The sequence below is a fragment of the Exiguobacterium sp. s22 genome (genome assembly GCF_018617455.1).
In the GTDB taxonomy this organism is placed as follows: Bacteria; Bacillota; Bacilli; order Exiguobacteriales; family Exiguobacteriaceae; genus Exiguobacterium.
The window spans coordinates 211,180-221,844 of the sequence record NZ_JACSKD010000005.1 but is presented as its reverse complement, the minus strand read 5'-3'; the positions used below and the strand labels follow the sequence as shown (position 1 = coordinate 221,844).

Below are 10,665 nucleotides of genomic sequence, written 5' to 3'. Positions count from 1 at the left end.
CATGTATTAGGCACGCCGCCAGCGTTCGTCCTGAGCCAGGATCAAACTCTCCAAAGAATTTGATATAGCTCTTAAATTGACGAAGCTTGAGCTTCATTCAAAAATTGTAAAACTTTTTTTGCCTCATCGTTCAGTTTTCAAAGTTCGTCTGCCGCTCTTGGCGACTTCATTAATCTATCACGTTTCGATTGTTTTCGTCAACAACTTTTTCACAAATTGTTTTTCTGAAATAATCTTTTGCCGTGACAACGTTTATAACTATAATCTCTATTTACCACTTCGTCAATACAAAAAACGATAAAAAATTAAAAAAGATTTACTCCCCGTCAATATAACGAAAAGTAAACCTTTTGCTTTGGATCAATCGAGACGTACATAGCCCGTCTCTTCAACCAAGGTCTGCCCATCCTCGCTTGCAAGCCAATTTAGAAAATCTCCATATTGTCTCGCCTTCTCATTCGTAGTCACCGCATAGAATTCTGAAGTTAATGGATATGACCCATCCTGAATAGTTTCAACGGTCGGTTCGATTCCTTCTATACGAAGTAACTTAATCTTGTGGTCCTTTACCATTTCTGTCGCATAGTATCGGAATGAGAATCCAATCGCATTTTTATGGTTTCGATACGATGACGTTTGTTGGATAATTCCACCCATCCCCTCAGGAACATCTTCTACCGGTGCTTCCATGAGTTTTTGTTCGCCCATCATCTTTTGTAACGCCGTTTGACTGCCGCTATCCTCCGGTCTCTGGAAAGCTCGGATGGATTCTGAGTTGCCCCCAACCTCTTTCCAATTCTGAATATCTCCAGAATAAATACCACGAACTTGTTCCATCGTCAAAGAATCGACGGGGTTATCTTCATGAACGAAGAACACAAATGCTTCTCTGCCGATTGCTGTCATATGTAGCGAGACGTCTTTTTGTTCCGCCTCTTGCAACTGACGGTCAGATGGACCAGCGACAAAAATCACGTCAGTTTGATTGTTCATGAGTCGACTGTATGCTTCCGGTGTTGTCGTCGATACGACTTTACTCGTTTGATCATTATATGGATCATACGTTTCCGAATCCGGATAGACTGCTTCCACGAATGAAGCGTACATCGGATAGAGTGCGGTCGCCCCGTCTAATCGTGGCAGTCCTCCCTCAAACTTCACCGTCGATTCATGATCGAGCTTTGCCAATTGTCCAGAATTCGTGAACGGCTGATAATCCGTCAACTCTACACCGCGTTCCTCGATCTTCAAACTATCTTGATACATATAGTATCCTTTCACAGAAGCGAAGAGGACAACACCGGCCAACGCACCCCAGCCTAGAACTTTTCGAATCTTTTGTTTTGAAAAGGACGAAAAATCATAGAGTCCCATACACACGATGAGCAGAATGGCTATATACCATACCGTCCAAATAATCGGTCGCCCTAGTGTGATTGGGTCGCCCATCGTAAAGAGCGCGACAAAGACGGAAATCACAACCGTGACGAACAAAATAAAGATGGTGCCCACGCTAAATTTCAATAGTTTCATATACCTGTTTTTCTCCTCGTCATTCCTAAGCAGGGGGCGTTACGCAATCTCATAAAGAACTGCTTCTACCCCGACTCCTTTTGTCGGTCTCGTGACCGTACGAACATATCCTTTTTTCACTAAAAAACCAATGATACTTCCGAGGTCGACCCGAAGTTCGTTCAAATTCGGATGTTCCATTAATTCAGAGAACGTCCATGCCTCATCTTTTTCTTGCATCGTCTGAAGTAACAACAATGTACCTGGTAACACTTTCGATTGAATCAAATGTTCCATACCAATCACGACAAGATGGATTCTTTGTTCGAGCGTTTCCTGTCCACCGACAAGTTCATCGTGCAACTTATAAATCTCAAGGTCGATAGCTCGGACTTGTTCCCACAATACGATTTCAGGATGAATGCCCGCTTCTAAAATCGAAAGTCGTGCCAAATGGGTGAGCGCATGATGAATCTGAGTGAAGGCGTCTTGAAACTCTCCTTCTAAAAATAAATAGCGCCCGTCTTCAAATCGACGTAACAATTTCGCGAATGAAAGCGAGAGCTGTAGACGCTGCTCCCGATTCGTCAAATTCCGATTTCGCTGTCGTAACTCCAGAATATATTCATTTCGTTCAAATAAAACGAGCCCATCTTCAATCCAATGAATAGCACGCCGGTTTTCATTCATGACAATCCATCGATCCATCATCGAGTCACTAACCACATGTAGGACAATCTTCTCTTGTCCGACCTGATAATGTTTCACGGTCCAAAACGGATCTTGCCTTGATTCAATGACAATCAGCAGACGATCCGACTGATCCGTCAATGGATCCCGTGCTCGTTTTTTCTTCACTTCAATAATCCCGAGTGTCGTTTTTAATGCAGCATATTCTGAATAAATGGTGCGAGTCGCATATTCCATCGTCATCCGGACCCCTTCTCTCCCAATCGTAAGTTGACTATATATATGACGATTGTCATTTTCGATACGAACCAAATTCGCCCTCTTTTCAAAAAACTCCTGCCGAAAAAGCGCAGGAACTTCTCACCTGTTTGAAGATGAGCTATGATAGAGACAGACTATTGGAGGGATTCATATATGAAAAAACGGGGGAACAAAATCAACCGTGCACGTAATATAGCCTTACTCCTCATTTTTGGAGGAATTGGAGTCATGTACCTCGGGCTTCTCGCGAAATCGATCACATGGCTCATGATCATCTTCATGCTACTTGGGTTTGTTATGGTCCTCGCAAGCTCTGCACTCTATTTCATTATCGGAATGGCCTCGACTAAAGCAATTATCGTGACATGTCCAAACTGTGAAAAAGAAACGAAGATGCTCGGCCGCGTTGATTTATGTATGCATTGTGACGAACCACTTACAATCGATCAGTCACTCGAAGGCAAAGAGTTTGATGAGAAATACAATAAGCGTCAATCGCAACAAACGGATTGATACAAAAAACCACATCCGAATCCTCGGATGTGGTTTTAATGTGTTTGCGATTGTTCAGACTGACAAGACGGGCACGTTCCGTACACTTCAAGTCGGTGACGATCAACTTTGAATCCAGTCAATTGAGAGGCAACCGATTCGATTTCATCTAATACAGGATAGTTAAAGTCGACGACTTTTCCACACGTGTCACAGATGATGTGATAATGTTTCGACGTCACGAAGTCAAAACGACTCGATGCGTCTCCGTAGTTCATCTCTTGAACGAGACCCACTTCTTTAAAGACACGCAAGTTGTTGTATACAGTAGCCACACTCATGTTCGGAAACCGTGCGGCAAGTGCTTTATAAATGTCATCCGCTGTCGGGTGACTGTGCTCCGTGACGAGGTACTCCAAAATGGCCTGGCGCTGAGGCGTCATTCTGACTCCATGTTCTCGGAGCGACTGAACAGCATGGTCAAGCATTTCGCTTCCCACGTCAATCCCTCATTTCTTCTATAAAATTCATGCGAAATAGTTTTGAACATTAACTTATTTCTTACATAGTAATCTTTATAAATAGTGTACTGATTTCTCAACTACTCGTCAAACACTGAGCTTAAGCGGTTGACGGCTATGATACAATAAGTGCGAATTTGAATAAGGAGGCAATACATATGACTACTTCATCAAATCGTCAGTCATCTGATGCATTGTACCAAGATGCACTCACTCATATCGTCGGAGGTGTCAACAGTCCGTCCCGCTCATTTAAAGCGGTCGGTGGCGGCGCCCCTGTTTATATGGAACGCGGCGAAGGTGCCTATTTTTATGATGTAGACGGCAATCGTTACATCGATTATTTGGCGGCATACGGTCCAATCATTACCGGCCATGCCCATCCACACATTCACGAAGCGCTTATGAACGCTTCTTCAAAAGGTTTATTATACGGGACGCCACACCGTCTCGAGGTTGAATTTGCGAAGAAACTAAAACAAGCCATCCCGTCGATGGATAAAGTACGGTTCACGAATTCTGGAACCGAAGCCGTCATGACGACGGTTCGAGTCGCCCGTGCTTACACTGGTCGTGAACTCGTTGTGAAATTCAGCGGTTGTTACCACGGACATTCGGATCTCATGCTGATTGCAGCAGGTAGCGGTCCCGCGACACTCGGTTCTCCTGACTCTGCTGGTGTGACGAAAGCCACTGCTAAAGAAGTCATCACCGTCCCGTTCAATGACGTCGAAGCGTATCGCGAGATGATGAAAGAATGGGGAGACCAAGTCGCTTGCGTTCTCGTTGAACCGATTGTCGGGAACTTCGGAATCGTCGAGCCAAAACCTGGTTTCCTCCAAGCCGTCAACGATATTACACACGAACACGGTGCGCTCGTCATCTACGATGAAGTCATCACAGCGTTCCGCTTCACATACGGAAGTGCTCAACAAGTATACGGCATCGAACCGGATATGACGGCACTCGGTAAGATCATCGGTGGTGGTCTACCAATCGGTGCGTATGGCGGAAAAGCGGAAATTATGGAAACGGTCGCACCACTCGGACCTGCCTATCAAGCCGGCACAATGGCAGGAAACCCGGCCTCGATGGCGACAGGGATTGCTTGCCTTGAAGTGCTCGAGCACCCTGGTGTTTACGAAAAATTAGACGCACTCGGTGAAAAACTGGAAGCTGGCATCCGTGAGGCGGCAGAGAAGCATGACGTCACCATCACAATCAACCGCTTAAAAGGTGCACTCACCGTTTACTTCACGGATGAAATCGTCACCGACTATGAAGGTGCAGAAAAATCAGACGGTGAGAAGTTCGGACGCTTCTTCAAGTTAATGCTTGAGAACGGCGTGAACTTGGCTCCGTCGAAATATGAAGCCTGGTTCCTGACGACGGAACATACGGAACAAGATATCGAAGAGACGATCGAAGCGGTGAACCGCTCGTTTGCTCAATTGTAAGAAAGGGAGATGCGCGAGCATCTCTCTTTTTTTTAAAAGGGGACATCTTCAAAAAAAGTGTCTCTTTTTATGAGGCATCGTCCCCCATTACAGTAGAACCAAGGAGGTGCTCACCATATGAAATTTAAAGATTTTCCATTAAACGTCCGCTTGCGACTCGTTTGCGGATTTTGCATTCGCATTGTCGGATCTGCCATATTCCCATTCATGGCACTCTATTTCTCAGAAGAGTTGGGGAAAGTCCCCGCCGGAATCATCATGACCTCATTCGTTATCGTCGGTTATTTGACCGGTCTATTCGGTGGGTACTTTTCCGATCGGTTCAATCGGAAGGCTGTCTTACAAATTGGCCAGGTGATTCAAATCATCTGTTTCCTCGGGATGACCATCGCGATTCACCCATCGAATAACTGGGCACTCGTCGTCGCCATCCTCTACTTCGGTCATGCCGTTTCGAACGGATTGAACTATCCGGCACTGGAGGCAATCGTCATTGATTCGATGGAAGAATCGAATCGAAAAGCCATCTACGTGTATGACTACTGGCTCGTCAACTTGGCGATCGCCGGAGGCGTCATGCTCGGCGGTGCCTTCTATCGTGACCATCGCTTCGCTCTCTTTATCGGTATGACGGTCATTCTCACTGTGACCACAATCATTCTTCAACGTTTCTTGGTCGACACATATACTGGCAACCGCTCAACACCGTCAAATCCGATTCATGGTGTCATCGAAAACTATAAAATCGCGTTACGCGACCGCCGATGGATCACATTCGTATTTGGAAGTATGCTCGTCTTTTCGACCGAGTTTCATATGGCGAACTATATCGGTGTTCATTTAGCAGAGTCATTCGAAAGTCGTCAAATTCTCGGAATACCTGTTGATGGGGTTCGCATGATGGCGTTTATGCAACTAGAGAATACCTTGCTCGTCGTCGCCATCACGTTTGCGGTTACTGCGTTCGTCAAACGTTTCAAAGAGAAGACCATATTTTTCATTGGCTTATCGTTATATATCACAGCATACGCCGCCATTACCTCGATGAACTCCTTTATCGTCCTGGCCTTACTCGCGATTATCTTCACTATTGGCGAACTCCTCTACTCGCCGATTCGACAAGTGAAACAGGTTGACCTCCTCGACCCTGAACGCCGTGCCTCTTATCTTGCATTCGGCGGCCTCACGTTCCACGGAGCCAAATTGGTTGCCGCGGCAGGCATTGTCGTCGGCGCGTTCATCGGTCCGGTCTTGATGAGCGGTTACATGTTCGTCTTCGGTGCCCTCGGTGCTTACTTGTATTATGTATCGCTCTATAAGATGCAACCTGCTCGCCAACTCGCTGCTTGACGTTTAACATGAAGACAAAACGGTAAAACAGTACGATGAAGGAGGCGAAGTACTTGCCTGCGATTGTTTTATTTGATGGCGATTGCAACTTCTGTGATGCCAGTGTCCAGTTCATCATTCGTCATGATCGACACGCCTCGATTCACTTTGCTTCACTCCAAAGCGAGGTCGGTCAGTCACTCCGAACACGACACCGGATCCCGGAATCAGTCGACAGCATCGTCTATATTGAGGAAGGGGTTCCTTACTTAAAATCAGACGCTGCGATTCGAATTGCCGAACACCTTGATGGCCGTTGGCGCCTGCTTCGACTCATTCGTTTCATACCTAGACCGATTCGTGATCATGGATATGCGTTATTCGCCAAACATCGGACACGTCTATTTGGGAAAAAGGAAGTGTGCACACTCCCTTCCCCGGATGTTCGTAAACGATTTTTAGACCGCTAAAAAAGTCGAGCCCATAGGACTCGACTTTTTTATTATTCGACTACGGCTAAATCTTGAATCATATACAGGTCATAATACGCCCCGCGACGACGCATCAACTCTTCATGCGTTCCCGTCTCCATGATTTGACCGTTATCCACGACGACGATTTGATCGGCGTCCGTTATGGTCGACAAGCGGTGGGCAACGATTAACGTCGTCCGTCCTTTCGTCAGACGGGCCAGCGAGTCTTGAATCATCGCTTCACTTTCTAAGTCAAGCGCACTCGTCGCCTCGTCTAAAATCAAGATCGGTGGATTCTTCAAGAAGACGCGTGCAATCGCAAGCCGCTGCTTCTGTCCACCAGACAGTTTGACACCTTTCTCCCCGACCGGTGTCGCATATCCGTCTTGCAGTTTCGAGATAAATTCATGAGCATTTGCCGCTTTGGCAGCCGCGATGACTTCCTCGTCCGTCGCATCTGGTTTCCCCATCCGAATATTCATCGCGACCGATTCACTGAAGAGGACCGAGTCCTGCATGACCATCCCGATTTGATCACGGAGCGCACGTAATTTAAAGTCACGCACATCGACTCCGTCAATTTTGATGCTTCCATCTGTCACGTCATAGAAACGAGGAATCAAGCTGACGAGCGTCGACTTTCCGCCACCGGACATCCCGACAAACGCTACGCGTTCTCCAGAACGAATTTGAAGATTCACATCGTTCAATGCCCGTGTCCCGTCCTGCTCATATGAAAAGCTGACGTGGTCAAGGTCGATTTTACCCGCCGTCGACAATGGGACGAATCCGTTTGGTTTCTCTTCGATATCGTATGTTTCATCTAAAAACTCAAAGACTCGGTCCATCGAAGCGACCGACTGCGTGAGGGTCGTCGCCGAGTTGACGAGACGCCCGAGCGGCGCATAGAGACGGTCAATATAAGCGATGAACGCGACGAGTGTCCCGAGCGATACCTGTTCTTGAATAACGAGCCACGACGCCGTCGTGAAGATGAGGATTGGCGCGATATCGGTGATGGTGGACACGACGACATACGTCTTGGCGTTCCAACTCGTATGTTTGAGTGCCGCTTTTAAAAAGCCACCATTCTGTTGTTCGAACGCTTTACTTTCGTAAGGTTCAAGCGCAAAGCTTCGAATGACCGCCATCCCGTTCACACGCTCTGTCAAATGACCTTGGAGGTCAGCGAGTGCTGCCGACCGTTCCCGCGTCAAGCTACGCAATCGCCCGTAAAAATAGCGGACCGCAAACGCATAGAATGGAAGTGGTAAGATGGCAATCAACGTGAGTTGCGGGTCGATCGTATACATGATTCCAATAGCGATGAAAATCGTAATCATATCGAGCCAAATATTCATCAAGCCGGTGATGACGAAGTCTTTCGTCTGTTCGACATCGTTGATGATTCGCGAAATGATTTGCCCCGTCTTATTGTTTGAATAAAAGCGAAGGGACAACTTCTGGACATGGTCGAACAACCGATTCCGTACGTCGAATAAGACGCGGGTCGCTGCCCACTGCGCCAAATATTGACGCAAATACTCGATTGGCGGCTTAAGGACCAAGAAGACGAAGAAGACGATACTGAATAACCAGACGAGTGTCGTATAGTCCTGTTTCGGCGCATTATCCCCTAAATAATTATCAATGACATATTTATATAGTAACGGTAATCCGAGCGGGATCGAAAACTTTAAAATCCCGACGAAGATGGTAAGGGCAATTTGCTTTTTATATGGACTGACAAATTGCAGATAACGTTTAATACTACCCATAGTTCCTCCTTGTTAAGAAAAAAAGCGGAGATGAGGAATCATCTCCGGTAACGTGCTTCGTATTCGCGATACCATTCATCGACGAATGTTGGGTTGAACGGCCCTTTCCGTCCTCGAATCCAGTTAATCAGTTCTTGCACGTTCTGCTTCAAGATTCGATCAATCGCTTTCGGATAATTCATCTCGCGACGATGCCGCTCATATTCATCTTCATCTAAAATCGTGTACGACATATCTGGGAACACCTTGATGTCCAAATCGTAATCGATATATTTGATGGCACGTTCATCCCCATCAAATGTAGTCGGCGAACCTAGATTACAGTAGTAGTAAATCCCGTCTTCGCGAATCATACAGATGACATTGAACCAATACTCAGATGAAAAGTAGCAAATTGCCGGCTCTCGCGTTCTCCATTGCCGACCGTCTGACTCGCTGACCATGATGCGGTCATTGAATCCGATCATATCCGTTTTTGACGACTGAAGGACGAGCGTTTCTTCCCAAACGCGATGCAAAGTTCCGTTGTGCTTGTAGCTCTGTATCTCGATTTTGCTACCTGCTTTGGGAAATAAGCTCATAAGCTCCTCCTTTCCGCTATGATGCTATACAATTCTCATATTTAATTATAGCGACTTTCAGAACCAATGAAAAAGGAAATCTCTTATTTTCATGAATTTAGTGTTTTTTGGAAGGCCAGTGCCCGTTCTTGAAACATCGGACGAAGGACAAAATATTCGACGAGTATGTTCGGAACATAGCTATCGAACGTCACCTCATCAATCATGACCGCCTTGCCATCACGCGACTCGACCCGATGCACGTGCGTGAATCGTTTAAACGGAAACGGTAACGCCTTCCCTTGATCGCAAAATGCGTAGTTTCCTACAACACTGATGGCGCTATTCCATGGCAGTTCTACCGGACCGATCCCAACGAACAACTTCACTTCATTCCCTTCGACCGAAGCACCATCCCCCACTAATCGTACTTTCGGAAACGTTGTCAGCTTCGTCAAAAGCGAGGCATCCTGTAATAACTCCCACAGTTCGTCTACCGTCGTATCGTATGTGGTCTCTACATCAAATCGTCTCATGATCTCCACCTGCCAATCGTTCTAATTTTTGTTGAGCCACAGAAACCGTCTTCACATCACGCTCCGAAACATCCAACCAGACAACGTCATCCGTCGGAAGCGTATCAACTCGATATAAATCGATATACCAGACGATATGAGAGAAGACGTGTTTCACTTGCCCAAGATATGTTCCGTTAAGTTGTTCCCCCGTTCCCCGTTCAGTAAGCGGATATTGCCACATCCCGGCGAGTAGTCCTTTTTCCGGGCGCTGCACATAGGCGACTTTTCCCTCTTTTTCAATCCAAAGTGCGTCGTACATCTCGACACGCGCCGCTCCTTTTTTCGTCTTCACAGGCAATTCTTCTTGAACGTGATGGGCATACGCATAACACGTGTCTTGCACGGGACAGAGTGAGCACATCGGATTTTTCGGTGTGCAGACCGTAGCACCCAACTCCATCACGCCTTCGTTAAAATCGGATGCGTGGTCCGGATTCATCAATCGACGAACGACTTGTTCAAAGATTTTACGCGTCTTCGGTACTGCGATATCATCATAGATTCCGAATTGACGAGACATGACACGCATGACGTTTCCGTCGACAGCCGGTTCGGGTTGATTATATGCAATTGAAAGCACCGCCCCCGTCGTATAAGGACCAACCCCTTTTAGTTTCTCGAAACGTTCCTTTTCTTCTGGAACGACTCCGTCATAAACAGAAGCGACTTCTTTGACCGCCTCATGTAAGTTTCGAATACGCGAGTAATAACCGAGCCCTTCCCAATATTTGACGACTTCGTCTGTTTCAGCAGAAGCGAGCGCCTCAAGCGTCGGGAATCGTTCCATGAACCGGTTGTAATAAGGGATGACCGTATCGACTCGTGTCTGTTGCAACATGACTTCACTGACCCAAACGCGATATGGATTTTTTGCGTGACGCCAAGGTAAATCACGCTTTTCACGATTAAACCAGGTGACAAGTTCCTCATTGAACTGATGAATATTATAATTTGTGAACAATTTATCAAGATTAAGCATTGTGTTTCCCCTCGTTTTTAAAATATTGTATGATA

Annotated in this window: 11 protein-coding genes; 4 read left to right on the top strand and 7 right to left on the bottom strand. The window is 46.4% G+C overall.

Going from position 1 to position 10,665, the window contains the following annotated elements:
• Positions 1-360: 360 nt before the first annotated feature.
• Both KNO94_RS10650 and KNO94_RS10645 read right to left on the bottom strand, forming a co-directional pair.
• The gene (locus KNO94_RS10650) at positions 361-1,533 is read right to left on the bottom strand and encodes a PstS family phosphate ABC transporter substrate-binding protein (RefSeq protein WP_214779503.1); all 1,173 of its coding nucleotides are present in this window, start codon (positions 1,531-1,533) and stop codon (positions 361-363) included.
• 39 nt (positions 1,534-1,572) lie between these two features.
• Complete coding sequence (locus KNO94_RS10645) at positions 1,573-2,514, bottom strand: nucleotidyltransferase-like protein (RefSeq protein ID WP_251125930.1); 942 nt, start codon at positions 2,512-2,514, stop codon at positions 1,573-1,575.
• A 102-nt stretch (positions 2,515-2,616) separates the two neighbouring features.
• On the opposite strand from KNO94_RS10645, the gene KNO94_RS10640 reads away from it, so the two are divergent.
• Complete coding sequence (locus tag KNO94_RS10640) at positions 2,617-2,976, top strand: YgzB family protein (protein WP_214742889.1); 360 nt, start codon at positions 2,617-2,619, stop codon at positions 2,974-2,976.
• 35 nt (positions 2,977-3,011) lie between these two features.
• On the opposite strand, the gene perR is transcribed toward KNO94_RS10640, so the two are convergent.
• A complete protein-coding gene (gene perR / locus KNO94_RS10635; RefSeq protein WP_031421138.1) occupies positions 3,012-3,443 on the bottom strand; it encodes a peroxide-responsive transcriptional repressor PerR in 432 nt (143 codons plus the stop codon).
• 191 nt (positions 3,444-3,634) lie between these two features.
• On the opposite strand from perR, the gene KNO94_RS10630 reads away from it, so the two are divergent.
• From KNO94_RS10630 to KNO94_RS10620, 3 genes are all read left to right on the top strand, one after another.
• Complete coding sequence (locus tag KNO94_RS10630; RefSeq protein ID WP_214779501.1) at positions 3,635-4,933, top strand: glutamate-1-semialdehyde 2,1-aminomutase; 1,299 nt, start codon at positions 3,635-3,637, stop codon at positions 4,931-4,933.
• A gap of 117 nt (positions 4,934-5,050) precedes the next feature.
• A complete protein-coding gene (locus KNO94_RS10625; RefSeq protein WP_214779499.1) occupies positions 5,051-6,283 on the top strand; it encodes an MFS transporter in 1,233 nt (410 codons plus the stop codon).
• A 53-nt stretch (positions 6,284-6,336) separates the two neighbouring features.
• On the top strand, positions 6,337-6,732 hold the full coding sequence (locus KNO94_RS10620) for a thiol-disulfide oxidoreductase DCC family protein (RefSeq protein ID WP_015880898.1): 396 nt from the start codon (positions 6,337-6,339) through the stop codon (positions 6,730-6,732).
• A 32-nt stretch (positions 6,733-6,764) separates the two neighbouring features.
• Here the strand turns inward: KNO94_RS10620 and KNO94_RS10615 are convergent, their stop codons facing one another.
• The 4 genes from KNO94_RS10615 to mutY form a co-directional block, all read right to left on the bottom strand.
• On the bottom strand, positions 6,765-8,513 hold the full coding sequence (locus KNO94_RS10615; protein WP_214779497.1) for an ABC transporter ATP-binding protein: 1,749 nt from the start codon (positions 8,511-8,513) through the stop codon (positions 6,765-6,767).
• Between the two features lie 38 nt (positions 8,514-8,551).
• A complete protein-coding gene (gene ntdP / locus KNO94_RS10610) occupies positions 8,552-9,094 on the bottom strand; it encodes a nucleoside tri-diphosphate phosphatase (protein ID WP_015880896.1) in 543 nt (180 codons plus the stop codon).
• Positions 9,095-9,183: 89 nt separating this feature from the next.
• Complete coding sequence (locus KNO94_RS10605; RefSeq protein ID WP_214779495.1) at positions 9,184-9,609, bottom strand: hypothetical protein; 426 nt, start codon at positions 9,607-9,609, stop codon at positions 9,184-9,186.
• Complete coding sequence (gene mutY / locus KNO94_RS10600) at positions 9,596-10,630, bottom strand: A/G-specific adenine glycosylase (protein WP_214779493.1); 1,035 nt, start codon at positions 10,628-10,630, stop codon at positions 9,596-9,598. The genes KNO94_RS10605 and mutY overlap by 14 nt, the downstream gene beginning before the upstream one ends.
• Positions 10,631-10,665: the final 35 nt, after the last annotated feature.